This window comes from Streptomyces sp. NPDC025806 (assembly GCF_055558275.1).
Genome location: NZ_JBVHMU010000022.1, coordinates 23,341 through 48,905 on the forward strand (window position 1 = coordinate 23,341; position 25,565 = coordinate 48,905).

The following is a 25,565-nucleotide window of genomic DNA, read 5'->3' on the forward strand; positions in this document are numbered from 1 at the left end:
CCCCGACGCGACGGATCGACATGTACGAGAGTGCCGGGCCGCGATAAACGAACGATGAACGCGCCCGCAGTGGGCGGGCCTAGGCCGCGCTCGGGGTGAGCATCGCTCGCACGGACTCAGCTTCGGGGGACCCCAACTCCACGTAGATGGAGAGGGCTTCCTGCCAGCACGCCTGTGCGCGGCCTGGCTGGTTCACGCGGGCGAGCGCCTTGCCGAGTACGGAGAGCACGTTACCTCGCCGCCATTCGCCGCCGATGCCACGCAGGACGGCGAGTGCCTGCTCGGCGAGCGCGGCAGCACGTGCCGGCTTGTGGGCAGCCAGGTCGGCCTCGGCCAGCCGGAAGAGGGTCATGCCTTCCCAGAGGCGCTGGCGGCTGTCACGGAAGACATCGAGCGCTTCCGAGAGCCGTTCTGTGGCGTCCTTCACCCGGCCTTGGCCGGTGAGAGCGAGCCCCAGGGCGTAGCGCCCGTTGGCGCCCCGCAGCGTGTGACCCAACTCGTCGTAGATGGCGATCCCTTGCTCGGCCAACTCGACCGCGCTGCCGACGTTGCCCATGGCGAGCCGGATGCGCGACAGGTTGCACAGGGCGCTGGCTTCGCCCGCCAGGTTGCGGTCGGCCCGAAAGTCCTCGATGGCCTGTTGCAGGTAGGCCTCCCCGTCCACGTTCCGGCCCTGGTACAGCGCGATGATGCCGCGGTCGTTCGCGGACCAGCAGCGGGGAGCGTGGTCCCCGACGAGCTGTGCGAGATCCATGGCCCGGCTGGCTTTCTCGTCGGCCTCTGCGAAGCGACCCGCGACGAGATGGACATTGGTGAGGGTGGTCAGGGCGCGGCTCTGGACGAGGGGGTCGTCGTCCTGCTCCGCGGCGGTGAGCAGAGACTGCGCGGCGATCTCGTACTGCTTCGAGTTGGCGCCGGACTCGACCAGGTCCTTTGCGGCCCAGAGCAGATCAACGGCCCGGCGCCGGTTCGGGCCCTCTGCGCATTGCTGGACGCAGGCGAGCAGAGTGATGGCTTCCGCGTAGAGCCAGTCCTGAGCCGCATGTCGGTCACTGAAACGCAGCCCAGCCCTGCTGGTCGGCTCCAGGTGATCGACGAGGCGATCCCCGGGCCGCTCGATCGCGTACACCCCCGCCGCCGTCGCCAGATAGAAGTCCAGGAGACGGGACATGGCCGCCTCCCTTTCCTCCGGTGGGAGTTCGTCCCGCTCCGCGCAGGCACGCGCGTAGAGGCGGACCAGGTCGTGGTAGCGGTAGCGGCCGGGCGCCGCGGACTCCAGGAGGGACGTGTCCACCAGGGACTCCAGGAGATCCTCGGTCTCGTCCTGGTCCAGGTTCAGGGCCGCTGCCGCCGCCGCCAGCGAGATGTCGGGGCCGTCGGCCAGGCCAAGGAGGCGGAAGGCTCGGGCCTGGGCCGGCTCCAACTGGCCGTAGCCGAGTTCGAAGGTGGCCTTGACCGCGAGGTCGCCGGCCTGGAGTTCGTCCAGGCGGCGGCGCTCGTCCGCGAGCTTCGCCGCGAGGACGGAGACCGTCCAGGTGCGGCGGGCCGCCAGGCGGGAGGCCGCGATGCGGATGGCGAGGGGGAGGAAGCCGCAGGCGGCGACGACGTCGAGGGCCGCCTCGCGCTCGGAGGCGACGCGCTCCTCGCCGACGATGCGGGTGAAGAGGAGCAGCGCCTCGTCGGGGGACATGACGTCCAGGTCGACGAGGTGGGCTCCGGCCAGGTCGACCATGCGGACCCGGCCCGTGATCAGGGCGGCGCAGCCCTCCGTGCCGGGGAGCAGAGGACGTACCTGTGCGGCGTCGCGGGCGTTGTCCAGCAGGACCAGGACGCGGCGGCCGTCCAGCGTCGAGCGGTAGAGGGCCGCGCGTTCCTCCAGGGAGTCCGGGATCGCCGAGTCCGCCGTGCCGAGGGCGCGCAGGAACGAGCCGAGGACCGTCTCCGGCTCGGCCGCGCGGGCACCGGCGCCCTGAAGGTCCACGTAGAGCTGGCCGTCGGGGAACGCGGCGCGCGAGGCGTGGGCCACGTGCACGGCGAGGGTCGTCTTGCCCACGCCGCCGATGCCCGCGACCGCCGAGACTGCCATGACGGAGCCTGTGCCCGTCTCGGAGTGGGCGGAGGACAGGACTTCGCTGAGTTCGTCGACGAACGAGGCGCGGCCGGTGAAGTCGGGGACGGTCGCCGGGAGCTGGGCCGGGCGGACCGGGGTCGCCGCCGGTTCCGCCGCGGGGGCGGAGGGCTCGGCGAGGGACGGGTCCGCGTTGAGGATGCGCTGCTGGAGTTCGGCCAGGCCGGGGCGGGGGTCGACGCCGAGTTCGTCGGCGAGGAGGCGGCGCGTGTCCGCGTAGACGGCGAGGGCCTCGGCCTGCCGCCCGGAGCGGTACAGGGCGAGCATGAGGAGTTCGCGGAGGCGCTCGCGGAGAGGGTGGGCGGCCGTGAGGGCCGTCAGTTCGGAGACGGCCTCGGCGTGGCAGCCCTGTTCGAGGTCCATGTCGAGGCGGGCTTCGAGGAGTTGGAGGCGCCACTCCTCCAGGCGGGTGCGCTGGGTCTCGGCGTACGGTCCGGGGACGTTGGCGAGGGGCTCGCCGTCCCACAGGCCCAGCGCCTTGCTGAGCAGGGCGCGGGCCTGGCAGAGGTCGCCCGCGTGCCGGGCCTTCTCCGCGTCGGTCCACAGGGACTCGGCGGCGGTGAGGTCGAGCGCGTCGCCGCTGAGGGAGCGGATCGCGTAGCCGCCGGACTCGCTGACCAGGACGCCGGGGTCGAGGATCTTGCGCAGTCGGGAGGCGTACGTACGGAGCGCGGCGAGGGCCTGCTGCGGGGACTCGTCGCCCCAGACGGCGTCGATGAGTTCGCCGGCGGTGGCGGTGCGGCCCTCGCGGAGCAGGAGCGCGGCCAGGAGCGCGCGCTGCTGCGGGGAACCGGTGGCGAGCGGCTCGCCGCCGCGCCAGGCGCGCACGGGTCCGAGCACGCTGAAGCGGAGCGGCTCCGGAACGTCCGGTGCGCCGGCGCCGGGCTCCGGCTCCAACGCTTCCTCCGTCTCGGGCCACGAGGTGTCACCGGGTGTGCCGGACCGTCGCTGCTCCGGAACCCGCGGTACACCGTCCATCGTCGCCGACCCCCTGCCGCCGCGCCAACCCCGTTACATCTGCCGTTCGCGTCGTCCAGTCGGCGCGCCGAAGCGCGTGTCGGGGACGACCCCGCCAGTTTGCCTTGTTCATGACCGTTACGTCAGCCGTGGACGGCAGTCACCACAGACATCTCACGCATGTGCGCCCCGAATCGATAGCTGACGGATCGTCAGATCGGCGCTACCGTGAGCCCATGGAGACCTCGGAGAGCGCAATCGCCCAGAACGACCGGATACCCACCGACTTCCCGCTCATCATCTCCGTCGACGACCACACGGTGGAGCCGCCGACCGTCTGGTCCGACCGGCTTCCGAAGAAGTACGCCGACGTCGGACCCCGTATCGTCCGCGCGCCGCTCAAGGAGATGACCTTCCTGGGCGGCAAGTTCGCGCCGGTCATGGGCGCGCCCGGGGACGACGGGCCCATCGGTGACTGGTGGGTCTACGAGGACCTGCACCGCCCGCTGACCCGGCTCGACACGGCCGTCGGCTACGACCGCGACGAGATCAAGCTCGAGGTCATCACGTACGAGCAGATGCGGCCGGGGTCGTTCAGCGTGCCCGAGCGGCTCGCGGACATGGACGTCAACCACGTGCAGTCCGCCCTGTGCTTCCCCACCTTCCCGCGCTTCTGCGGGCAGACGTTCACGGAGGCCTCCGACCGGGAGCTCGGGCTGCTCGGGGTGCGGGCGTACAACGACTGGATGGTCGAGGAGTGGTGCGGGCCCGACGCTCGCGGGCGGCTCATCCCGCTCACGCTCGTGCCGCTGTGGGACGCGGAGCTGGCCGCCGCGGAGGTGCGGCGCAATGCCGCTCGCGGGGTGCGGGCCGTCGCGTTCTCCGAGATTCCGCCGCACCTCGGGCTGCCGTCGATCCACGGTGACGCGTGGGATCCGTTCCTCGCCGCGTGCGACGAGACCGGGACCGTCATCGCCATGCACATCGGGTCCAGCAGCAAGATGCCGTCCACCTCGCCGGACGCGCCGCCGGCCGTCGGCTCCACCATCACCTTCGCCAACTGCTGCTTCTCGATGGTCGACTGGCTGATGAGCGGCAAGTTCGAGCGCTTCCCGAACCTCAAGATCATGTACGCCGAGGGGCAGATCGGGTGGATCCCGTACATCCTCGAACGGGCGGATGTGGTGTGGGAGGAGAACCGGGGGTGGGGCGGGGTCGCGGACAAGGTCCGCAAGCGGCCCAGCGAGTACTTCGCCGAGCATGTCTTCGGGTGCTTCTTCGATGACGCGTTCGGGTTGAAGAACCTCGATGCGATCGGGCTGGAGAACGTGCTCTACGAGACGGACTATCCGCACTCCGACTCGACCTGGCCGAAGTCGAAGGAGGTCGGGGAGGCGCAGATGGGGCATCTGGAGGCGGGGGTTGTCGAGCGGATCGTGCGGGGTAACGCGATTGATCTGTTGGGGCTGAGTCCGGAGGGGCTTTGGGTGCCGTAGGGCTCCGCGCCGTTGGGGGTTGCTGAGGGGTTGCCGACTGCTGCGCCGTCGTGGTTGCTCGCGCAGTTCCCCGCGCCCCTGAAGGCGCACTTCGTGCGCCCCAGGGGTGCGGGGCTTGTCGCGCCCCCGCGGCGGAGCCGCAGATATGCACAGCCCCGCGCCCCTGAGATGCGCACTTCGTGCGCCCCGGCGGTGCGCCGTTGCGGGTGCCGAGGGGTGCCGACTGCTGCGCCGTCGTGGTTGCTCGCGCAGTTCCCCGCGCCCCTGAAGGCGCACTTCGTGCGCCCCAGGGGTCGCGCCCGCGTGGTCGCAGATCGAATACAGCCCCGCGCCCCTGAATGCCGCCCTTCGGACGGCGTTCAGGGGCGCGGTGTTGCCCGGACCCTTGTCTGACGACGCGTCAGGTATCACGATGTGACGGTTCGTCAGATCGCGGTCGCTACGGTCAGGGGTAGGTACTCATGGCGCCACTCGTGTACGGGATACAGCTCCCGATCCAGTCCCAGAGCACCATGTACGCCGAATCGTGGGAGGCGGCGGCGGGGGTGGACGAACTTGTCGCCGTCGCCCGGGCCGCCGAGGCCGGCGGGTTCGACTACGTCGCGTGCTGCGATCACGTCGCCATCCCGCACCGGCTCGCCGACGCGATGTCGACCACCTGGTACGACCCCGTCGCGACGCTCGCCTATCTGGCCGCCGCCACCGAGCGGGTGCGGCTGCTCAGTCACGTGGCCATCGTGGGGCTGCGGCATCCGCTCGTCTCCGCCAAGCAGTACGCCACCCTCGACCACCTCAGCGGCGGGCGGCTCGTGCTCGGGGTCGGGGCCGGGCACGTGCAGGAGGAGTTCGAGGCGCTCGGGGTGGACTTCGCGCGGCGCGGGGCCGTGCTCGACGAGACCGTGGACGCGCTGAAGGCGGCGCTGGGGCCCGAGGAGTTCCCGGAGCACAAGGGGGAGCTGTTCGCGTTCGAGGGGCTAGGTCAGCGGCCACGGCCCGCGCAGCGCCGGGTGCCGGTCTGGGTCGGCGGGTCCTCCGTGCCGGCCGTGCGGCGGGCCGCGCTCAAGGGGGACGGCTGGCTGCCGCAGGGCGACCCGCGCGACCAGCTGCCCGAGAAGATCGCCACGCTGCGCCGGCTGCGCGCGGAGGCCGGGATCGAGGCCCCGCTGACCGTCGGCGCCATCGCCGAACCCCTCTATGTGGGCGAGCCCGCGTGGGCCGTCGGGCGCCGCACGCTGTCCGGCGCCCCGGACGCGCTCGCCGAGTCGCTGCGCGCGTACGCCGCGATGGGCGTCGACCAGATCCAGGTCCGCTTCCGCAGCCGCGGCAGCGACGAGCTCGTCGACCAGATCGCGGCGTTCGCCGCCGAGGTCGCCCCGCACCTCAACTGACCCAGCAGGGCCCGAGCGAAGGAGATCGACCATGGGAAAGCTTGACGGGCGCGTCGTACTCATCACCGGCGCGGCCCGCGGACAGGGCGAGAAGGAGGCCCGGCTGTTCGCCGCCGAGGGCGCGAAGGTCGTCATCGCCGACGTGCTCGACGACCAGGGCGAGGCCGTCGCCAAGGACATCGGGAGCGGCGCGGTCTACGTCCATCTCGACGTGAGCCGCGAGGAGGAGTGGCAGGCCGCCGTGGAGGCCGCCACCGGCGCCTTCGGCAAGGTCGACGGGCTGGTCAACAACGCCGGCATCCTGCGCTTCAACGAGCTGACGTCCACCCCGCTGGACGAGTTCCAGCAGATCGTGAACGTCAATCAGGTGGGCGCTTTTCTGGGGATCAAGACCGTCGCGCCGGTCATCGAGGCCGCGGGCGGCGGGACCATCGTCAACACCGCCTCCTACACGGGTGTGACAGGCATGGCGTACGTCGGCGCGTACACCGCCACCAAGCACGCCATCGTGGGGCTCACGCGGGTGGCCGCGCTGGAGCTGGCCGCGAAGAAGATCCGGGTCAACGCCGTGTGCCCCGGCGCGATCGACACCGCCATGAGCAACCCGTCGCAGCTCGACCCCACCGCGAACACGGAGGAGGCCGCCGAGGCGCTCGACGAGCTGTACCGCAAGCTCGTGCCGCTCGGCCGGGTCGGCAAGCCCGAGGAGGTCGCGCGGCTCGCGCTCTTCCTCACGGCCGAGGAGGACTCGGCGTACATCACCGGGCAGCCGTTCGTGATCGACGGCGGCTGGCTGGCGGGCGTCAGCGTCCTGTGAGGGCGCCTCGGTGCCGTAGCTGACGTTGCGTCAGGTATTGACGGCCCCAGGCTCCGGTGGAACAGTCATGGCATCCAATCTGACGGTTCGTCAGAAACTGACGAGGACGGTGAACCTCCTTGGAATTCGGGCTCTTTGTACAGGGATACGTGGGCAAGCAGGCGCTGACTGACCCGACCGCCGAGCACCGCGCGCTCATGAACGAGACCGAGTACGTCATCCAGGCTGACAAGTCCGGCTTCAAGTACGCCTGGGCGTCCGAGCACCACTTCCTGGAGGAGTACTCGCACCTCTCGGCGAACGACGTGTTTCTCGGGTACCTGGCGCACGCGACCGAGCGCATCCACCTCGGGTCCGGCATCTTCAACCCGCTGGCCCAGGTCAACCACCCCGTGAAGGTCGCCGAGAAGGTGGCCATGATGGACCACCTCAGCGAGGGGCGGTTCGAGTTCGGCAGCGGGCGCGGCGCCGGCTCGCACGAGATCCTCGGCTTCTTCCCCGGTGTGACGGACATGAACTACACCAAGGAGATCTGGGAAGAGACCATCGCCGAGTTCCCGAAGATGTGGCTCCAGGACGAGTACGTCGGGTTCCAGGGCAAGCACTGGTCGCTCCCGCCGCGCAAGATCTTCCCCAAGCCGCACGGGAAGTCGCACCCCGGCATGTGGTACGCCGCCGGGTCCCCGGCCTCGTACGCGATGGCGGCCAAGAAGGGCCTCGGCGTCCTCGGCTTCAGCGTGCAGAAGGTCTCCGACATGGAGTGGGTCCTGGAGCAGTACAAGACCGCCATCCAGGACGCCGAGCCGATCGGTGACTTCGTCAACGACAACGTCATGGTGACCTCGACCGCGATCTGCGCCGAGACCCACGACAAGGCCGTCGACATCGCCGTCAACGGCGGGCTCAACTACCTCCAGTCGCTGGTCTTCCGCTACCACGACACCTTCCCGCGGCCCGAGGGCATCCCCGAGTGGCCGGAGGTGCTGCCCGAGTACAACCGGGAGATCATCGAACTCCTCATCGCCGAGGAGCTCATGATCTGCGGTGACCCGGACGAGGTGCTCCAGCAGTGCAAGCGGTGGGAGCAGGCGGGTGCGGACCAGCTGTCGTTCGGGTTGCCCATCGGGATCTCGCACGAGGACACGCTGAACTCGATCAAGCTCATCGGTGAGCACGTCATTCCGAAGATCGACACGGATCCGGTGCACCGGACTACGCGGTTCCGGAATCAGTCCGGGGCCTGATCCGCTGAGCTGCCCCGGCCTTCCTCCTCCCGGACAGGAAGGCCGGGGCCTGCACATTCAGCCCCTCCGGCGTTTGAGGAGCGGGGTCCGGGGCGGAGCCCCGTGACAGGGGGACGTCGTCCAGTACCGATGACATCTGGGAGCACAGGCATGCTCGATCACCTCATCAAGGGGGCCACCGTCGTCGACGGCACCGGTGCGCCCGCCTACGTCGCCGACGTCGGCATCCGTGACGGACGGATCGCCGTCATCGCCGAGCCGGGGCAGGTCACCGAGGAGGCCAGGCGCAGCGAGGACGCCTCGGGGCTCGTGCTCGCGCCGGGGTTCGTCGACCCGCACACCCACTACGACGCGCAGCTGTTCTGGGACCCGTACGCCACGCCCTCCCTCAACCACGGGGTGACCACGGTCGCGGGCGGCAACTGCGGGTTCACGCTCGCCCCGCTGAACCCCGCGCGGCCCGAGGACGCCGACTACACGCGGCGCATGATGTCCAAGGTCGAGGGCATGTCCCTGGTCGCCCTGGAGGAGGGCGCGCCGTGGACCTGGAACTCGTTCGGGGAGTACCTCGACGCGCTCGACGGGCGGATCGCCGTCAACGCCGGGTTCATGGTCGGGCACTGCGCGCTGCGCCGCTACGTGATGGGGGCCGACGCGGTGGGCGGCCAGCCCAGCGCGGAACAGATGGAGCAGATGCTGGAGCTGTTCCATCAGGCCATGGACGCCGGGGCCTGGGGGCTCTCCACCACGCAGTCGTCCACGCACTCCGACGGTGACGGCGCGCCCGTCGCCTCGCGGCACGCGCTGCCCGCCGAACTGCTCGCGCTCAGCGGGGCCGTCGGTGAGCACGAGGGGACGCAGCTGGAGGCGATCGTCGCCGGGTGCCTCGACCAGTTCGACGACGACGAGATCGATCTCTTCGTCGAGATGAGCGCGGCGGCCGGCCGGCCGCTCAACTGGAACGTGCTCACCATCGACGCCGCCGTCCCCGAGCGCGTACCCCGCCAGCTCGTGCCGAGCGAACGGGCCCGGAAGGCGGGCGGCCGGATCGTCGCCCTGACCATGCCGATCCTCACGCCGATGAACATGTCGCTCGGCACCTTCTGCGCACTGAACCTCATACCCGGCTGGGGCGAGATCCTCGGGCTCCCGGTCGACGAGCGGATCGCCAAGCTCCGCGACCCCGACGTGCGCGCCGAGATGCTGCGCCGCGCCGACAGCAAGGAGGCCGGCGTCTTCCGGCGGCTCGCGCACTTCGGGCGGTACGTCATCGGGGACACGTACTCCGAGGCCAACGAGGGCCTCACCGGGCGGGTCGTGAAGGACATCGCCGCCGAGCGCGGCCAGGAGCCCTTCGAGTGCCTCGTCGAGATCTGCGCGGCCGACCGGCTCCGTACGGTCCTGTGGCCGATGCCGACCGACAACGACCCGGACTCCTGGGCGCTGCGCGCCGAGACCTGGCAGCACGAGGACGTCATGCTCGGCGGGTCGGATGCCGGTGCCCACCTGGACCGGATGTGCGGCGCCCCGTACACGACCCGCTTCCTCGGGGACTGTCTGCGCGGGCGCAAGCTCGTCGGGCTGGAGCAGGCCGTGAAGATGCTGACCGACGACCCGGCCCAGCTGTTCGGGCTGCGCGAGCGCGGGCGGATCCAGGAGGGCTGGCACGCCGACCTCGTCCTCTTCGACCCGGAGGCCATCGACGCGGGCAAGGCCACCCTGGTACACGACCTGCCCGGCGACAGCCCCCGCCTGGACTCCAAGGCCCTCGGCATCAACGCCGTGTGGGTCAACGGCGTCGAGGCCATACGTGACGACGTGGTGAGCGGCGCCGTGCCCGGCAAGGTGCTGCGCTCCGGACAGGACACACGGACGGTGAGCACCAAGTGACTTACACGGAAGGCAGATTGTTCGTCGGCGGCGAGTGGGTCGAGCCGGGCGGCGGGCACTACGACGTGATCGACCCGGCGAGCGAGCAGGTCGTCGGGCCCGCGCCGGAGGCGTCGAAGGAGCAGGTGCGGGACGCGGCGCGGGCCGCCGCGGACGCCTTCGGGCCGTGGTCGCGGACCCGGCCCGAGGAGCGCGCCGCGATCCTCGACCGCGCCGCCGACCTCATGCAGCGCGACTTCGCCGCGAACGCCGAACTGGCCCAGGCCGAGAGCGGGGCCACCTCCGCGACCGCGCGGGGCATGCAGGTCGCGGTCGGCGTGGCCCGGTTCCGGCGCTACGCCAAGGGGGCCCTGGAGCCGGTCGAGCAGGGGCTGCCGCCGCAGATCAACGAGGCGGGGCCGATGGGCAAGGCGGGCGTCGTGGGGGCGCTCGCCCTGCGTCGGCCGGTCGGCGTCGTCACCTGCATCACCTCGTACAACAACCCGTGGGCGAACCCGGCGGGCAAGGTCGCGCCCGCGCTCGCCATGGGCAACACCGTCGTCGTGAAGCCGGCCCCGCAGGACCCGCTGTCCGTGTTCCGGATGGCGGCGGCCCTGGAGGAGGCCGGGGTGCCGCCGGGCGTCGTCAATGTCGTCAGCGGGTCCGCCGCCGAGGTCGGGCAGGCCGCCGTCGAGGCGCCCGAGGTCGACATGGTCAGCTTCACCGGCTCCACCGCCGTCGGGCAGGCGATCGGCGAGGTGTGCGGCCGGTCCATGAAGCGGCAGCTGATGGAGCTGGGCGGCAAGGGCGCGGCCATCGTCTTCGGCGACGTGGACCTGGACGCGGCCGTCGCCGGGATCGGCACCACGTACGCCTTCTACAGCGGGCAGATCTGCACGGCCCCGACCCGGGCGCTCGTGCACCGGTCGGTGTACGACGCGTTCGTGGAGAAGCTGCGCGGCTACATCGGCTTCATGAAGGTCGGCGACCCGCGGGTGAAGGGCACGGTCGTCGGGCCCGTCATCTCCGCCGCGCACCGCGACCGCGTCGAGTCGTACGTGGAGCTCGGCCGCAAGGAGGGCGCCACGGTCGTCGCGGGCGGTGAGCGGCCCGACGGTGACGGGCTCGGCACCGGGTTCTACGTCGCGCCGACGCTGCTCGCGGACTGCACCAACGACATGCGGGTCGTCCGGGAGGAGATCTTCGGCCCGGTCGTGGCGGTCGTGCCGTTCGACGGCGACGAGGACGAGGCGGTGGCGCTCGCGGACGACAGCGACTACGGGCTCATCGACTACGTGTGGTCCGGCGACGTCGCGAAGGCGTTCCGGGTCGCGCGGCGGCTGCGGGCCGGCGGGGTCGGCGTGAACACGATCGCCCGGAACATGGAGGCGCCGTTCGGCGGCTTCAAGAAGAGCGGGGTCGGGCGGGACGTCGGCTCGTACGCGCTGCACGCGTACAGCGAGCTGCAGTCGATCGTCTGGCCCGGGTGAGTCGGGTGTCGGGTGAGTCGGGCTCCCGCGGGGAGTGATGTAGTTCGCACGGAAATTTTTCGAACGGGCAAAACGGACCCGGCTGCGATTCCCGAACTCGGGCGCGCGGCCGGGTTCGCCTTTGATCCGATGGCGTTCGCATGGTCATGGTTATGCGAGTGAATGCATTAGGCTGCGTGAGCCATTGATTCCCATGAAGGTCAATGGGGAGCAAACGGCTCAAATGTGGAAATCGCAGGATTTAACGTCCTGTTCATGACTCAGTTGGACGCAGGGCCCTCGACGTCGCGGGCCGCAGACACCCCCGCGGCCGCGGCCGCCGCCGGTGGGGGCAAGGGCCTCGGCGGGAACTCCGTAGGACTCCTCGGCAGCGCCGTGATCGGCGTCTCCACCGTCGCGCCCGTCTACTGCCTCACCTCGACGCTGGGCTCCACCGCCGGCGAGGTCGGGCTCCAGATGCCCGCCGTCTTCCTCGCGGGCTTCCTGCCGATGCTGCTCGTCGCCTTCGCGTACCGCGAGCTCAACAAGGTCATGCCGGACTGCGGCACCTCCTTCACCTGGACCGTGAAGGCGTTCGGACCGCGCGTCGGCTGGATGTGCGGCTGGGGCCTCGTCATCGCGACGATCATCGTCCTGTCGAACCTGGCCGGCGTCGCCACCTCGTACTTCTGGCTCCTCGCCGGCGAGATCACCAACAACGACTCCATCGCCGCGCTCGACGGCAACAAAGCTGTCCACATCGTCACGTGCCTCACGCTGATCGCCGCCGCGACCGCGATCAGCTACCGCGGGATGACCGCCACCAAGGGCGTCCAGTACACGCTGGTCGGACTCCAGCTCGTCGTCCTCGCCGTCTTCGTCGTCATGGCGATCTCCCAGGCCGGCTCCGCCGGCTTCCCGACCTCGGCGGACTTCTCCTGGTCCTGGATGAACCCGTTCGCCGTGCAGTCCTTCGGCGCGTTCACCGCCGGGCTCTCCCTGTCGATCTTCATGTACTGGGGCTGGGACACCTGTCTCACCGCCAACGAGGAGACCATCGGCAGCGAGAAGACGCCCGGGCGCGCCGCGCTCATCGCGATGGTCGTCCTCGTCGGCTCCTACCTCGCCACCGGCATCGCCGCCCAGATGATCGTCGGCTCCGGCGGCAAGGGGCTCGGGCTCGCCAACCCCGACACCTCCGACAACGTCTTCGCCGCGCTCGCCGGGCCCGTCATGGGGCCCGCCCTCGGCATCCTGCTCTTCCTCGCCGTGCTCGCCTCGGCGGCGGCCAGCCTCCAGACGACCTTCATCCCGGTCGCGCGCACGGTCCTCGCCATGTCCACGTACGAGGCACTCCCGGCGTCCTACGCCCGGGTCCACCCGCGCTTCAAGACGCCCGGCCGCGCCACCGTCACCGCGGGCGTCGCCACCGCCGTCTTCTACACCGTCATGACGCTGGTCTCCGAGCACGTCCTCGTCGACACGATCTACGCGCTCGGGCTCATGATCTGCTTCTACTACGCGCTGACCGCGTTCGCCTGCGCCTGGTACTTCCGGCGCGAGCTCACCGGGTCCTTCCGCGACCTCGCCTTCAAGGGACTGTTCCCGCTCCTCGGCGGCGTCCTCCTGACGGCCGTCTTCGTCAAGACCCTCGTAGACATGTGGAACCCGGCGTACGGCAGCGGCTCCTCGGTCCTCGGCGTCGGCTCCGTCTTCGTGATCGGCGTCGGCCTGCTGCTCGTCGGGGTCGTCATCATGCTGGTCATGGGGCGCCGGAGCCCGGCCTTCTTCCGCGGCGAAATCCTGAACCGGCAGACGCCGGTGCTGGTGGTTTCGGAGTAGTCCGCCCTGAGCGGGCTCGGGTCTGTCTCGCAGGGCGGGGCCTGCTGGTCCCGTCACCGGCTGCGGGCCGGTGGGGGCTGGTCGCGCAGTTCCCCGCGCCCCTGAAATGCAGACGCTTCGCGTCGCATTTCCCCGATGGGTGACCGCCCGATGGAGATCTCCAGGGGCGCGGGGAACTGCGCGAGCAACCACGACGGTGGCGCACGCGGCGATGATGCTCAGCCCCTACGGCGGTGACGCCTTAGCCGGGGATCGGCCACGCGCCGTAGGGGCCGAGGCTCGTTCCCGACTGCCGCGCCGTCGTGGCTGGTCGCGCAGTTCCCCGCGCCCCTGAGATGCGCACTTCGTGCGCCTCAGGGGCGCGGCCGGGATTGGGGTCAGGCTCCCAGGAACACCGGGTTCGTGAAGGCTGCCAGGGGGCCCGGGAGGCCTGGGATCGCGGGGGTGTGGCGGAGTTCGGCCCGTACGTAGGCCGCGTAGGACGGGGTCGTGTGCCAGGTCGCCGAGCCCTCGCCGGAGGCGGGCAGGGGGGCCGAGGTGTACAGGGTGCCCTGGTCCGTCACGAGGTGGAGGGTGCAGCCGGGGGCGCCCTTCGCCTCCAGGGTCACCGTGACGGGGGTGTCCGCCGGGACCCGGAGGCGTTCGCCGATGCCCGCCGACTCGCCCTTGCCGCCCGTCGCCGTGAAGGTCAGGGACACGTCCTTGGACTCGGCGACGTACGAGCGGCCCGCGCGCAGGCCCTCCTGGATCGCCGTGCGGGTCAGGTCGTCGGCCAGGACCACCGTCTGGGGGCCGCCGATCCGGTCGGGGTCGCGGTGGGCGTCGCTGTTGCCCATCGCGGGGAGCCAGCGCGCGGAGCCCCGGCGGGCGTAGGCGACCAGGGTGTTGTCCCAGTCGGCCAGGGAGACCTCGTCGTCGGGGGTGTAGGGCCCGTTCCAGACCTCGACCGCGTCCGCGTCGTTCAGGCCGAACTTCCAGGCGCAGCCGATGCACGTCGCGTGCGGGTGCGCGGGGACGACGAGGCCGCCCGCGCGGCGGATCCGGTCCGCGTAGTGGCCGAAACGGTTGTCGCGGGCCCGGTAGCGCCAGTCGACGAAGGTGCCGGGGTCGGTGCCGAGGGCGACGACGTGACCGTTGCGGGTCGTGATCTCCTCGCCGAGCATCACCAGCAGGTCGTCGCCCGCCACGTCCGCCCAGTGCGCGTGCGAGGTGTGCGTGTTGTGGTCCGAGGTGTTGATGAAGTCGAGCCCGGCCGCGCGGGCCAGGGCGCCGATCTCCGCCGGGGTGCGTCGCCCGTCCGAGTGCCAGGAGTGGAGGTGGCAGTCGCCCCGGTACCAGGCGCGGCCCCGCCCGCGCGCCCGCTCCGGCGGGTACGTGGGGCGCGGGGTGCGGCCCTGTTCGCCGTGGGTCAGGGTCACCGTCACCGTGTACGGCAGCCCGTCGGGCGCGACGGTGTACGGGCCGAGCGCGATGTGCCAGGTGCCCGCGCGGACCGGACCGGGGACATAGCCCGGCGTCGCGTCGTCGGCCCGTACGAAGAACTCCGTGCGGGCCCCGCCCGACCAGCCGCGGAACCCCTCCCCGCCCAGCTCCGTGCCGCGCTCGTCGAAGAGCCCGATGTCCAGGGCGTTGTTCTGCGTGCCGGCCGGGACCGTCGCCTTCGTGTACGTGTACGCGACGCGGATCTCGCGGGTCCCGGGCGGCACTTCCACGGGCAGGTAGACGAAGTCGGGGGCGCCCGGCGGCAGCGTGCCCGTGAGCGTCTGCGTACTCTGCGAGCCCTCGGCGGCGCTGGCGAAGCTCATGGTGCCGAGGGTAAGGGCGGTGGCGGCCCCGGTCACGAGCAACGCCCGTCTGCCCGGTCCGTGGCGGCTGTCGTCGGTGCACATAGGGCGGCTCCCCAAGGGGTCGACGGTGAGTCGGGGGTGACGGGTGCGACCCTGGCATTGAGCCGTGAACTTCCCGGCAAGGGAAGGTAATTGCCGGACAAGTCCCGGCGACGGCTGCTGGACTCCGCGCGGGCCCGGCGTTAGGAATGCCGCATGCGGATCTCGACCACGATCTTCCTGACCGACGAGACCATCACGCCCGTGCGCCTCGCCCGTGAGCTCGAACAGCGCGGCTTCGCCGGGCTCTACGTGCCCGAACACACCCACATCCCGGTCGAGCGCACGAGCCCGTACCCGGGCGGGGGCCCCGACGACGAACTGCCCCGCGAGTACACCCGCACCTTCGACCCGTTCGTCGCCCTCGCCCAGGCCGCCGCCGTCACCGAACGGATCACGCTCGGCACCGGCATCACGCTCGTCGCCCAGCACGACCCGATCGACCTCGCCAAGCAGGCCGCCACCCTCGACCACCTCAGCGGCGGCCGCCTCACGCTCGGCGTCGGCTTCGGCTGGAACAAGGAGGAGGCCGCCGACCACGGCGTGGAGTGGGCGACGCGGCGCGAACTGGTCCGGGACCGGATGGGCCTGATGCGGGCCCTGTGGGCCGGAGAACCGACCGCGTACGCGGGGGAGTTCACCGGCGCAGTACGCGCCAGCCACGCCCACCCCAAGCCGGTGCGGGGCGGCGCACCCCGCACCCTGGTCGGCGGCGCGGCCGGTCCCAAGCTCTACGAGCACATCTGCGCGTACGCGGACGGCTGGATGCCGCTCGGGGGCGGCGGCCTGAGCCGGACGCTGCCCGAACTGCGGGCCCGCTGGCAGGACGCGGGCCGCGACCCGGCGGCCCTCCAGATCGTGCCGTACGCGGTGCATCCCAACCCGGGCAAGCTCGCGCACTACGCGGAACAGGGCGTCGAGGAGGTCGTGCTGCAACTGCCGCCCGGCGACGAGGCGACCGTGCTGCGCAGGCTCGACGCCTACCAGGAGTACGTGCGGCCGGCCGCCTAGGGCCTTTCGCGCCCCGACGCACTATCGAACACTTACCTGCTCGCTCGTATGCTCGGCCCATGAGTGATCAGTCTTCGCCGAGCGTGCCCACCGCCAACGCCATGCGTCGCGCGCTGAGAAGGGCCAGGGACGGGGTCGCGCTGGACGTCACGGAGGCCGCCGTGCTCCTTCAGGCGCGCGGCGCGGACCTGGACGACCTCACGGCGTCCGCCGCCCGGGTGCGCGACGCGGGCCTGGAGGCCGCGGGCCGGCCGGGCGTCATCACGTACTCGAAGAGCGTGTTCATTCCGCTGACCCGGCTGTGCCGGGACAAGTGCCACTACTGCACGTTCGTCACCGTCCCGGGCAAGCTGCGCCGGGACGGGCACGGGATGTTCATGTCCCCGGACGAGGTCCTCGACGTCGCGCGCAAGGGCGCCGCACTCGGCTGCAAGGAAGCCCTGATCACCCTCGGCGACAAGCCGGAGGACCGCTGGCCCGAGGCGCGCGAGTGGCTCGACGCGCACGGCTATGACGACACCATCGCGTACGTCCGCGCGATATCCATCCGGATCCTGGAGGAGACGGGCCTGCTCCCGCACCTCAACCCCGGGGTCCTGTCCTGGACCGACTTCCAGCGGCTCAAGCCCGTCGCGCCGAGCATGGGCATGATGCTGGAGACGACCGCCGAGCGGCTCTGGTCCGAGCCCGGCATGCCGCACTACGGCTCCCCGGACAAGGAACCGGCCGTGCGGTTGCGGGTGTTGGAGGACGCGGGGCGTTCGTCGGTGCCGTTCACCAGTGGGCTGCTCATCGGGATCGGGGAGACGTACGAGGAGCGCGCCGAGTCGCTGTTCGCGCTGCGCCGCGTCGCCCGCTCGTACCACGGCGTCCAGGAACTGATCATCCAGAACTTCCGCGCCAAGCCGGACACGGCGATGCGCGGCATGCCGGACGCCGAACTCGACGACCTGGTCGCCACCGTGGCCGTCGCCCGCCACATCATGGGCCCGTCCGGCAACCTCCAGGCCCCGCCGAACCTCGTCGACGGCGAGTACACGCGGCTGATCGCGGCCGGCATCGACGACTGGGGCGGCGTCTCCCCGGTGACCATCGACCACGTGAACCCCGAGAAGCCGTGGCCGCGCCTGGAGGAACTCGCCGCGCAGTCCCGGGAGGCCGGCTTCGAGCTGCGCGAACGGCTCTGTGTGTACCCGGAGTTCGTGACGCGCGGCGAACCGTGGCTGGACCCGCGGCTGCTGCCGCACGTCCGCGCGCTCGCCGACCCGCAGACGGGGCTCGCGGTCGCGGACGCGCCCGTCGTGGGCCGGCCGTGGCAGGAGCCGGACGAGGGGTACGTCGCGGCGAGCGGCCGTACCGACCTGCACCGCACCATCGACACCGAGGGCCGCACCGCCGACCGCCGGGACGACTTCGACGAGGTGTACGGGGACTGGGAGGCGCTGCGCGAGCAGGCGGCGCCCGGCATGGTCCCGTCCCGCATCGACGCCGACGTGCGCGCCGCCCTGAAGCAGGCCGCCGACGACCCGACGCGGCTCACCGACGACGAGGCGCTCGCGCTGCTGCACGCGGACGGGCCCGCGCTCGACGCCCTGTGCGGCATCGCCGACGACATCCGCAAGTCGGTCGTCGGCGACGACGTCACGTACATCGTCACGCGGAACATCAACTTCACGAACGTCTGCTACACCGGCTGCCGCTTCTGCGCCTTCGCCCAGCGCCGCACCGACGCCGACGCGTACACGCTCTCCCTCGACCAGGTCGCCGACCGGGCGCAGCAGGCGTGGGACGTCGGCGCGGTCGAGGTCTGCATGCAGGGCGGCATCCACCCGGACCTGCCCGGCACCGCGTACTTCGACATCGCGAAGGCGGTCAAGGAGCGGGTGCCGGGCATGCACGTGCACGCGTTCTCGCCGATGGAGGTCGTCAACGGCGCGACCCGCACGGGCCTGTCGATCCGTGAGTGGCTGACCGCCGCGAAGGAGGCGGGCCTGGACTCGATCCCGGGCACGGCCGCCGAGATCCTCGACGACGAGGTCCGCTGGGTCCTCACCAAGGGCAAGCTGCCGACGGCCACCTGGATCGAGGTCGTCAAGACGGCCCACGAGCTGGGCATCCGGTCCAGCTCCACGATGATGTACGGGCATGTGGACCAGCCCCGCCACTGGCTCGGGCACCTGCGGACCCTGGCCTCCATCCAACAGGAGACGGGCGGCTTCACGGAGTTCGTGACGCTGCCGTTCATCCACACGAACGCGCCGGTCTACCTGGCCGGCATCGCGCGCCCCGGCCCGACCACCCGCGACAACCGCGCGGTCACCGCCATGGCCCGGATCCTGCTGCACCCGCACATCCCCAACATCCAGACCAGCTGGGTCAAGCTCGGCACGGAGGGCGCCGCCGAGATGCTCCGCTCCGGGGCGAACGACCTGGGCGGGACGCTGATGGAGGAGACGATCTCGCGGATGGCCGGGTCCTCGTACGGCTCGTACAAGTCGGTCGAGGACCTCGTCGCGGTCGCCTCGGCGGCGGGCCGCCCGGCGAAGCCGCGCACGACGCTGTACGGGGAGGTCCCTGAGGAGCGGGTGCGGGCGGCCGCCGCGTCGGACGGGCATCTGCCGGAGCTGCTGCCGGTTCTGGAGGACTGACCCGGGGGCGGGCCGGCGTCCCGGAGAAAGCTTTGCTCAGGCCCGCGGGTACCGAGCCAGCCAGCCGGGGGAGGAGCCCGAGGGCCCGTGCAGGGCGGGGCCCTGGGTCATCTCCATGGAGAAGTCGTCGGCCAGCTCCAGGATCGTGGGCCGGCCCTCCAGCTCGATGATCCAGGCCGGCGGCAGCGCCGTCTCGCCGTGCAGCGCCCCGAGCAGCGCCCCGCACACGGCGCCGACCTGAGCGGATGGGCCGCCGTGGTGCACGGCGAGCCGCAGCCCGTGCCGGACGTCCTCGCCGACCAGTGCGCAGTAGACGGCGGCGGCGAGGACCCCCGCGGCGTTGCCGTCGTCGACCAGTTCCATGACGCGGGCTCCCGTCGGCAGGCCCTGCCGGACGGCGCCGAGGGCGTGCTGGAGCGCGTCCGTGACCGGCTGGTGGCCGGGCCGGGCCGCGAGCAGGGCGAGGGCCCGCTGCACCGCCGCGTCGAGCGAGTCGCCGCGCGCCACGGCGTGCACGATCACGGCGTGCGCGCCCGCCGCGAGGTACGCCTCGGGCGCGCCGTGCGTGTGGACGGCGCACTCGACGGCGAGCTGGATGACGAGCTGCGGCTCCCAGCCGACGAGCAGCCCGAACGGCGCCGAGCGGGCCACCGCCTCGGGCCCGGCGTCCTCCGGGTTCTTGGGCCGGTCCAGGGTGCCCATGACGTCGTTGCCGAGCCCGAGCAGCAGGGACTGGGCGGCGCCGCGCCGGGAGTACAGCCACTCCTCGCGGGCCAGCCAGCCGTCCTCCTTGCGCCGCTCGTCGGGGCCCCAGTCGCGCTGGGTGGCGGCCCAGCGCAGATAGGCCTTGTGCACGTCGGTGGGCGGGTGCCAGGCGCCGGCGTCGCGCCGCACCTGGGCGCGGATCAGCCCGTCGACGGTGAACAGGGACAGCTGGGTGGCGGCCGTGACCGCGCCGACGCGCCCGTACGCGGGCACGAGCTGGGTGCCGACCGTGTCGCCCGGCGCGGTGTCGCCGCCCGACGACTCGTCGAGCGGCGCGCCGAGGGTGTCGCCGAGCGCCCCGCCGAGCAGGGCGCCTCGCACCCGGCTGCGGAAGTCCTGCTGTTCGGCGCGGCCCCACACGGCCGCGGCGGTGGGCGGTGCGCCCATCGGCCCTCCCCTCGACCTCGGCCACGGATGTCAGCACTGTAATCGACCGAGCGCGACCGCCTCCGTTCGCTTGCGTGACAGTTGCGTGCTGATGTCTGTGGGCCCGGTCCTGCCCCGGGAGCCCTTGCGGGGGTTCGGCGGTATGTGCGCCCTTTGCGAAGGTGTACGAGGATGGCGCGTTCCGTGCGGTCAGCCGCGCGGGGCGCCGTCCGCCGCTCCGGCCGCGTCCGCCTGGGCCGGGATCGTGGCGGCGCCCGCCGTGCCGGGGCCGTCGTCGTCGGTGTTGATGCGTTCGATGATCGCGTCGCGCTCGGGGGTGTCCTCCGGTTTCACGTAGCCGATGACGATGTAGAGGACGAGCGAGACGGCCAGCGGGATCGAGACCTGGTACTCCAGGGGGACGCCGCCCTCGACGCTCCAGTTGATGGGGTAGTTGACCAGCCAGAAGGCGAGCAGGCCGAGACCCCAGCTGGTGAGGGCCGCGGTCGGACCGGAGCGGCGGAAGGTGCGGAGCAGGCCGAGCATCATCGGGATCGCGATGGGGCCCATCAGTCCGGCCACCCACTTGATGACGACGGTGATGATGTCCTTGAACGTGGGGGAGTTGACCTGGGTGGCGACGGCCATGGACAGGCCGAGGAAGACGACCGTCGTGACGCGCGCCGCGATCAGGCCCTTCCGGGAGTTCCAGGCGCGGGCCTTCGCGGAGAGCGCCGGGGCCACGTCACGGGTGAAGACGGCGGCGATGGCGTTGGCGTCGGAAGAGCACATGGCCATGGTGTGCGAGAAGAAGCCGACGACGACCAGGCCGAGCAGGCCGTGGGGCAGCAGTTGCTCGGTCATGAGGGCGTAGGAGTCGGAGCCGTCGGGCTTCTGGGAGTGCACCAGGAGCGGCGACATCCACATGGGGAAGAAGAGGACCACGGGCCAGACCAGCCAGAGCGCGGCGGACAGGCGCGCGGAGCGGGCGGCTTCCTTGGGGGAGGCCGTCGCCATGTAGCGCTGGGCCTGGTTGAGCATGCCGCCGTTGTACTCGAAGAGCTTGATGAAGAGGAACGCGAGCAGGAACACGGCGCCGTACTGGCCGACCAGCGGCTTGCCGTGACCGGCGAGCGCGGGCTCGTCCCAGACGCCGAAGAAGCCGCCGTGCGGGCCCAGTTTGCTGACAACGGCGATGAACATGGCGACGCCGGCGAGCAGTTGGATGACGAACTGGCCGAGTTCGGTGAGGGCGTCCGCCCACAGGCCGCCGATCGTGCAGTAGACGGCGGTGATGACGCCGGTGATGAGGATGCCCTGGTTGAGGGAGACGCCGGTGAAGACGGACAGGAGCGTGGCGATGGCCGCCCACTTCGCGCCCACGTCGACGATCTTCAGGAGCATGCCGGACCAGGCGAGCGCCTGCTGGGTGGGCAGGTTGTAGCGGTTCTTGAGGTACTCGAGCGGCGAGGCGACGTGCAGACGCGAGCGCAGCCGGTTGATGCGGGGTGCGAACAGGCGGGAGCCGATGGCGATGCCGAGCGCGATGGGGAAGGACCAGGTGACGAAGGACGTCACGCCGTACGTGTACGCGATGCCGGCGTAGCCGGTGAACATGACGGCGCTGTAGCCGGACATGTGGTGCGAGATGCCGGACAGCCACCAGGGCATCTTTCCGCCGGCCGTGAAGAAGTCCGAGACGTCGTCCACGCGTTTGTGGGACCAGACGCCGATCGCGACCATCACGCCGAAGTAGCCGATGAGCACGGCCCAGTCGAGACTGTTCATGTCTCCCCTCCAGGGGGTCCGCCTTGTGAACGTGTCGAACGTGTCGGCTCTTCGTCAGTGCGTCCGTGGTGCGTCCGTTTCAGCGGCGTCCCCCTTGCGGGAGTGGGGACGTGGGGGGATTGAACCGCCCGCCGCGGGGGCCGGTCAAGGCTTCCGGCGGTCATGGATGTGAACAGGGATCAGTAAAGCGAACGATTTTGCGTTTTCATGACCTTGCGGGGCGTTGTCCCGTCCGTGACGCGGGCCACACCATGAGCGGGCACTTCGTCAGTGTCAGTGGGTTCTTCGCGCGAACGCGAACGACCGCACGGGATGCGGGTCCCGTGCGGTCGCGGAAGATCTGAAGGTGAGGCGGTCGTCAGCGCATGAGTTCGCCCGCGTTCACCAGGAGTTGCTGGCCGGTGATGGCGCGGGACCGGTCGGACGCGAGGAACGCCGCCGCGTCCGCCACATCGCCGTCCGTGGCGAGTTCCGGCAGCGCCATCCGCTCGGTCAGCCGGCCGAGCACCTCCTCCTCCGGCACGCCCTCGGTCTGCGCCGCGAACTGCACGTAGGCCTGCACCGGCGGCCCCCACATCCAGCCCGGCAGCACCGTGTTGACCCGGATCCGGTGCGGGCCCAGCTCCCGGGCCAGCGAGTACATCGCGCTCGTCAGCGCGCCCTTGGACGCCGCGTACGCCGCCTGGCGCACCTGGGTCGGGGCGGCCACGGAGGACTGTGTGCCGATGATGACCACCGAGCCGCCGTGCTCCTTCAGTGCGGGCAGGCAGGCCCGGGTCATGCGCAGGGTGCCGATCAGGTTCACGTCGACGACCTGGCGCCAGGTGTCGAAGTCGGCGTCCTCCAGGCCCCCGAAGTGGCTGTCCCAGGCGGCGACATGAACCACCGCGTCCACCCCGCCGAACCGCTCGCGCGCCAGCGCCACCAGTGCCTCGCACTGCGCCTCGTCGCCGATGTCCGTCGACCGGTACGCGGTCCTGGCGCCCTCGGGGTCGAGCTCGGCCGCCGCCTTGGCGAGATTCGCCTCCGTACGGGCGCCGAGCACCGCGTTGCCGCCGTCGCGCAGCACCGCCGCCGCGACCTGGTGGCCGAGCCCGGCCCCGACCCCGGACACGATCACGGTCTTCCCCGCGAGCATGCCGCCCGGTCCGCTGGATCCCGTCGTCATCGGTTGCCTCCCGACTCTGGCGCTCTATCTGACGGAGCGTCAGAGTAGGGGCGTCGGACGCAGGACGGAACCCTCACGGCAAAAGGGGAACGGCATGAGCGAGGGCGTGGACACCCACAGCGAGACCTATGCGGAACTGGCGGCCGTCGGCCCGTACGGGGTGCGCCCGGGGCACGCGCTGATCACCATGGTCGAGCCGCACCCGGGACACGAGTACGCGTACAACCGCTGGTACGAGGACGACCACTACTACGCCGGCGCGATGGCCATGCCGTGGATGTACTCCGGCCGCCGCTGGGTCGCCACCCGCGACCTCCAGCAACTGCGCTACCCGGAGAAGTCGGCCGTCGCCGAACCGGTCACCGCGGGCTGCTACATCTCCACGTACTGGATCACCGAGGGCCGCTACGCCGACCACATGAAGTGGACCGTCGGCATCAACAAGCGGCTCAACCGCGACGGCCGCGTCTACCAGGACCGCACCCACGTCTTCACCGCGTTCCAGGACCACGAGGCGACCGTCTACCGGGACGGAGCCGCGGGCCCCCGCGACTTCCACGCCCTCGACCACCCCTACGCGGGCCTCGTCGTGGAGGTCATCGACGTCGAGAGCCCCGAGCGGCGCGCCGAACTCGTCGAGTGGCTCCGCTCCACACACCTGCCGCGGGCCGTCGCCGGATCACCGGCCGCGATGGTCACGCTCTTCCGGCCCACCCCGCTGCCGGGCGACCGCATGACCTACGTGAAGCAGGTCGAGGGCGTCGACACCCGACTGACCCTGCTCTGGTTCCTGGAGCAGGACCCGCGTGCGTGCTGGGAGGAGCACTTCACGGGGCTCGGCGAGGAGGTGGCCCAGGCGGGGCTCGGGGCGCGGGTCGAGCTCATGGCGCCGTTCGTGCCGACGGTGCCGGGGACGGACCGGTACGTGGACCAGCTGCGCTGACGGGAGCCGTGGCGCAGGCGCGGGGTCCGGAGGTACGGGGTCCGGAGACACGGCAAAGCCCCCTCGGCCAGGACGGCGGGCCAGTCGAGAGGGCTTCAACAGTGGTGCAGATGTGAGGTCGTGCCGTTGCACCTCCGGGTCAGAACGACCCCGTGCTCACCTGGTGCACGAACGCGTTCCAGGTCTCGGGCGTGAAACCGATCATGGGGCCTTCGGTGACCTTCGAGTCCCGGACCGCGATCGCGTGCACCACCGGTGACTTGACCTCGACACACGCGCCGTTCCCCGTGGAATACGAGGACTTGATCCAGGATTCCGCGGCGCCCTGCTGGATTGCCATGTTTTGCTCCGGTTCAGACGGTTCAGACAGTGGTCGAATTGCATCCCCGCCTGGAGGTCCAGAGCGGTTCTCGCCAAGGAAGTTGTCCTGATGGCGTGATCGACGCTACTCGCCAACTGACCCGCGTGAAGTGGCCGTTCACCCGACCGGATGGCATATTCCATGAGGGACTTCCATTTCTCCGAGGCGAAGGTGTACCGTGCGGCGCCTTTGCCCCGAAGTCTTGGAAGAACCGGCTATCGCGCGTACTCCTTCGCGATGTCGGAGATGAACTGTCGCGATTGATCCACATTCAGCGCCTGTGCCCGGAGATGCTCGTACATGACGCTGTATTTCTGCACGTCATTGGCCTTCTCCAGATAAAGATCACTGGTGACGCCCTCGATGTAGACGACGCTGGAATCCGCGGCGTCCGGGAACTCCAGAATCGCGTACTGGCCGTTCAGCCCCGGGTGTGCCCCCATGTCGAACGGAATCACCTGCACCGTGACGTGCGGCAGCTGCGACTGCTCGACCAGGTGCTCCAGCTGCTCGCGCATGATGTTCTTGCCGCCCACGGTGCGGCGCAGCGCGGCCTCGTCGAGGACCGTCCACAGACGCAGCGGATTCTCCGGGGCCTGGATGCGCTCCTGGCGGCGCATGCGGACCTGGACGCGCTTCTCGATGTCCTGGGAAACCGTTTCTGGAAGCGCGCCGTTGATGAGCGCCTCCGCGTAGCCGCGGGTCTGCAGCAGGCCCGGCACGACCTGCGGGTCGTAGATGCGCAGGCTCGCCGCGTCCGTCTCCAGGCCGATGTAGACCGAGTACGGGATGTCGCCGAAGGAGTGCCACCAGCCCTGCTGGCGCGAGTCCTTGGCCATCTGCATCAGCGAGTCCACGATCCGGTGGTCCTCGACCTCGTAGACCCCGCACAGGTCGCGCACGTCGCGCTGGCTGATGCTGCGCCGCCCGTTCTCCAGGCGGCTGATCTTCGACTGCGACACCAGCAGGCGCTCGGCGACCTCTTCGGCGGTCATGCCCTTGAGCTCACGGAGCCGGCGCAGCTCCTGGCCCAGTCGGCGTCGCCTTACGGTGGGATTGACGTTGGACGCCACGGGACGTGCACCTCCGGCTGCGTGCATTTCGTTGTTCCGCATACTTTGCGTATCTGCTGCTCAGCAGATTGCCACTTCGGTCCGTCCCGGCGCTGGGGAATGACGGATATGTGGCGGACCGGCGTGCGATACGCGGTGCGAACGCGAACGCGCGGGGCGATGGGCCGGGTCGTCGTCCGGACGGCCGGTCCATCACCCCGCGCGGTACAGCGGCTCCCGAACCGGTCCTGGGGACTGAGGTGCGGCGCTGGTGTGCGGATGTGTCGTGCGTCGGTGCGGCGGTGCCTGTTGTGCATGTGGTGACTGTTGTTCTTGCGGTGCCTTCGGTGCCTTTGGTGCGGGCCCT

At 70.9% G+C, this 25,565-nt stretch carries 17 protein-coding genes; 10 read left to right on the top strand and 7 right to left on the bottom strand.

Translation table 11 applies throughout. The annotated features are described in order from the left end of the window. Positions 1 to 79: 79 nt before the first annotated feature. Entirely contained in the window at positions 80 to 3,106 is a 3,027-nt protein-coding gene (gene afsR / locus ACZ4E1_RS34780) for an SARP-family global regulator AfsR (RefSeq protein WP_467547057.1), read from the bottom strand. A gap of 215 nt (positions 3,107 to 3,321) precedes the next feature. Between afsR and ACZ4E1_RS34785 the strand changes: the two genes are divergently transcribed. The 7 genes from ACZ4E1_RS34785 to ACZ4E1_RS34815 all read left to right on the top strand — a co-directional run bounded on the left by ACZ4E1_RS34785 (position 3,322) and on the right by ACZ4E1_RS34815 (position 13,210). Beyond that, a complete protein-coding gene (locus tag ACZ4E1_RS34785) occupies positions 3,322 to 4,581 on the top strand; it encodes an amidohydrolase family protein (protein WP_467547059.1) in 1,260 nt (419 codons plus the stop codon). A gap of 461 nt (positions 4,582 to 5,042) precedes the next feature. Continuing rightward, the gene (locus ACZ4E1_RS34790; RefSeq protein ID WP_467547061.1) at positions 5,043 to 5,969 is read left to right on the top strand and encodes a TIGR03619 family F420-dependent LLM class oxidoreductase; all 927 of its coding nucleotides are present in this window, start codon (positions 5,043 to 5,045) and stop codon (positions 5,967 to 5,969) included. Between the two features lie 31 nt (positions 5,970 to 6,000). Then, entirely contained in the window at positions 6,001 to 6,786 is a 786-nt protein-coding gene (locus ACZ4E1_RS34795) for an SDR family NAD(P)-dependent oxidoreductase (RefSeq protein ID WP_467547063.1), read from the top strand. Between the two features lie 119 nt (positions 6,787 to 6,905). Continuing rightward, positions 6,906 to 8,030: an LLM class flavin-dependent oxidoreductase gene (locus ACZ4E1_RS34800; RefSeq protein ID WP_467547065.1), complete on the top strand. Its 1,125-nt coding sequence runs from the start codon at positions 6,906 to 6,908 to the stop codon at positions 8,028 to 8,030. Between the two features lie 150 nt (positions 8,031 to 8,180). Beyond that, positions 8,181 to 9,920, top strand: a complete 1,740-nt coding sequence (locus tag ACZ4E1_RS34805) for an N-acyl-D-amino-acid deacylase family protein (RefSeq protein ID WP_467547067.1) — start codon at positions 8,181 to 8,183, stop codon at positions 9,918 to 9,920. Continuing rightward, a complete protein-coding gene (locus tag ACZ4E1_RS34810) occupies positions 9,917 to 11,389 on the top strand; it encodes an aldehyde dehydrogenase family protein (RefSeq protein ID WP_467547069.1) in 1,473 nt (490 codons plus the stop codon). Before ACZ4E1_RS34805 ends, ACZ4E1_RS34810 begins: the two co-directional genes overlap by 4 nt. Before the next feature lie 255 nt (positions 11,390 to 11,644). Continuing rightward, positions 11,645 to 13,210 (top strand): APC family permease, encoded by a 1,566-nt coding sequence (locus tag ACZ4E1_RS34815; protein ID WP_467547071.1) that lies wholly within the window; start codon positions 11,645 to 11,647, stop codon positions 13,208 to 13,210. A gap of 377 nt (positions 13,211 to 13,587) precedes the next feature. Here ACZ4E1_RS34815 and ACZ4E1_RS34820 read toward each other — a convergent pair whose 3' ends face one another. Then, positions 13,588 to 15,099, bottom strand: a complete 1,512-nt coding sequence (locus ACZ4E1_RS34820) for a CehA/McbA family metallohydrolase (protein WP_467547073.1) — start codon at positions 15,097 to 15,099, stop codon at positions 13,588 to 13,590. Between the two features lie 153 nt (positions 15,100 to 15,252). Here ACZ4E1_RS34820 and ACZ4E1_RS34825 point away from each other — a divergent pair, with 153 nt between their 5' ends. Next, positions 15,253 to 16,107, top strand: a complete 855-nt coding sequence (locus tag ACZ4E1_RS34825) for an LLM class F420-dependent oxidoreductase (RefSeq protein ID WP_467547075.1) — start codon at positions 15,253 to 15,255, stop codon at positions 16,105 to 16,107. A 59-nt stretch (positions 16,108 to 16,166) separates the two neighbouring features. Further along, the gene (locus tag ACZ4E1_RS34830; protein WP_467547077.1) at positions 16,167 to 18,755 is read left to right on the top strand and encodes a bifunctional FO biosynthesis protein CofGH; all 2,589 of its coding nucleotides are present in this window, start codon (positions 16,167 to 16,169) and stop codon (positions 18,753 to 18,755) included. A gap of 36 nt (positions 18,756 to 18,791) precedes the next feature. Here ACZ4E1_RS34830 and ACZ4E1_RS34835 read toward each other — a convergent pair whose 3' ends face one another. The 3 genes from ACZ4E1_RS34835 to ACZ4E1_RS34845 form a co-directional block, all read right to left on the bottom strand. Further along, a complete protein-coding gene (locus tag ACZ4E1_RS34835) occupies positions 18,792 to 19,907 on the bottom strand; it encodes an ADP-ribosylglycohydrolase family protein (protein ID WP_467547079.1) in 1,116 nt (371 codons plus the stop codon). A 189-nt stretch (positions 19,908 to 20,096) separates the two neighbouring features. After that, positions 20,097 to 21,674, bottom strand: coding sequence for a sodium:solute symporter family protein (locus ACZ4E1_RS34840; protein ID WP_467547081.1), 1,578 nt, complete (start codon positions 21,672 to 21,674; stop codon positions 20,097 to 20,099). Positions 21,675 to 22,032: 358 nt separating this feature from the next. After that, entirely contained in the window at positions 22,033 to 22,812 is a 780-nt protein-coding gene (locus tag ACZ4E1_RS34845; RefSeq protein ID WP_467547177.1) for an SDR family oxidoreductase, read from the bottom strand. Positions 22,813 to 22,936: 124 nt separating this feature from the next. Between ACZ4E1_RS34845 and ACZ4E1_RS34850 the strand changes: the two genes are divergently transcribed. Further along, complete coding sequence (locus ACZ4E1_RS34850; protein WP_467547083.1) at positions 22,937 to 23,785, top strand: hypothetical protein; 849 nt, start codon at positions 22,937 to 22,939, stop codon at positions 23,783 to 23,785. A gap of 139 nt (positions 23,786 to 23,924) precedes the next feature. Here ACZ4E1_RS34850 and ACZ4E1_RS34855 read toward each other — a convergent pair whose 3' ends face one another. Both ACZ4E1_RS34855 and ACZ4E1_RS34860 read right to left on the bottom strand, forming a co-directional pair. Then, positions 23,925 to 24,125: a DUF397 domain-containing protein gene (locus ACZ4E1_RS34855; RefSeq protein WP_467547085.1), complete on the bottom strand. Its 201-nt coding sequence runs from the start codon at positions 24,123 to 24,125 to the stop codon at positions 23,925 to 23,927. A gap of 236 nt (positions 24,126 to 24,361) precedes the next feature. Further along, positions 24,362 to 25,219 (bottom strand): helix-turn-helix domain-containing protein, encoded by an 858-nt coding sequence (locus ACZ4E1_RS34860; RefSeq protein ID WP_467547087.1) that lies wholly within the window; start codon positions 25,217 to 25,219, stop codon positions 24,362 to 24,364. Positions 25,220 to 25,565: the final 346 nt, after the last annotated feature.

Excerpts from the sequence above, each read along its gene's own strand:
- ACZ4E1_RS34790 (WP_467547061.1), top strand. The coding sequence starts at position 5,043 with ATGGCGCCACTCGTGTACGGGATACAGCTCCCGATCCAGTCCCAGAGC.
- ACZ4E1_RS34835 (WP_467547079.1), bottom strand. The coding sequence starts at position 19,907 with ATGGGCGCACCGCCCACCGCCGCGGCCGTGTGGGGCCGCGCCGAACAG.
- afsR (WP_467547057.1), bottom strand. The coding sequence starts at position 3,106 with ATGGACGGTGTACCGCGGGTTCCGGAGCAGCGACGGTCCGGCACACCC.
- ACZ4E1_RS34830 (WP_467547077.1), top strand. The coding sequence starts at position 16,167 with ATGAGTGATCAGTCTTCGCCGAGCGTGCCCACCGCCAACGCCATGCGT.
- ACZ4E1_RS34805 (WP_467547067.1), top strand. The coding sequence starts at position 8,181 with ATGCTCGATCACCTCATCAAGGGGGCCACCGTCGTCGACGGCACCGGT.
- ACZ4E1_RS34840 (WP_467547081.1), bottom strand. The coding sequence starts at position 21,674 with ATGAACAGTCTCGACTGGGCCGTGCTCATCGGCTACTTCGGCGTGATG.
- ACZ4E1_RS34785 (WP_467547059.1), top strand. The coding sequence starts at position 3,322 with ATGGAGACCTCGGAGAGCGCAATCGCCCAGAACGACCGGATACCCACC.
- ACZ4E1_RS34855 (WP_467547085.1), bottom strand. The coding sequence starts at position 24,125 with ATGGCAATCCAGCAGGGCGCCGCGGAATCCTGGATCAAGTCCTCGTAT.
- ACZ4E1_RS34825 (WP_467547075.1), top strand. The coding sequence starts at position 15,253 with ATGCGGATCTCGACCACGATCTTCCTGACCGACGAGACCATCACGCCC.
- ACZ4E1_RS34815 (WP_467547071.1), top strand. The coding sequence starts at position 11,645 with ATGACTCAGTTGGACGCAGGGCCCTCGACGTCGCGGGCCGCAGACACC.
- ACZ4E1_RS34850 (WP_467547083.1), top strand. The coding sequence starts at position 22,937 with ATGAGCGAGGGCGTGGACACCCACAGCGAGACCTATGCGGAACTGGCG.
- ACZ4E1_RS34820 (WP_467547073.1), bottom strand. The coding sequence starts at position 15,099 with ATGTGCACCGACGACAGCCGCCACGGACCGGGCAGACGGGCGTTGCTC.
- ACZ4E1_RS34795 (WP_467547063.1), top strand. The coding sequence starts at position 6,001 with ATGGGAAAGCTTGACGGGCGCGTCGTACTCATCACCGGCGCGGCCCGC.
- ACZ4E1_RS34845 (WP_467547177.1), bottom strand. The coding sequence starts at position 22,812 with ATGCTCGCGGGGAAGACCGTGATCGTGTCCGGGGTCGGGGCCGGGCTC.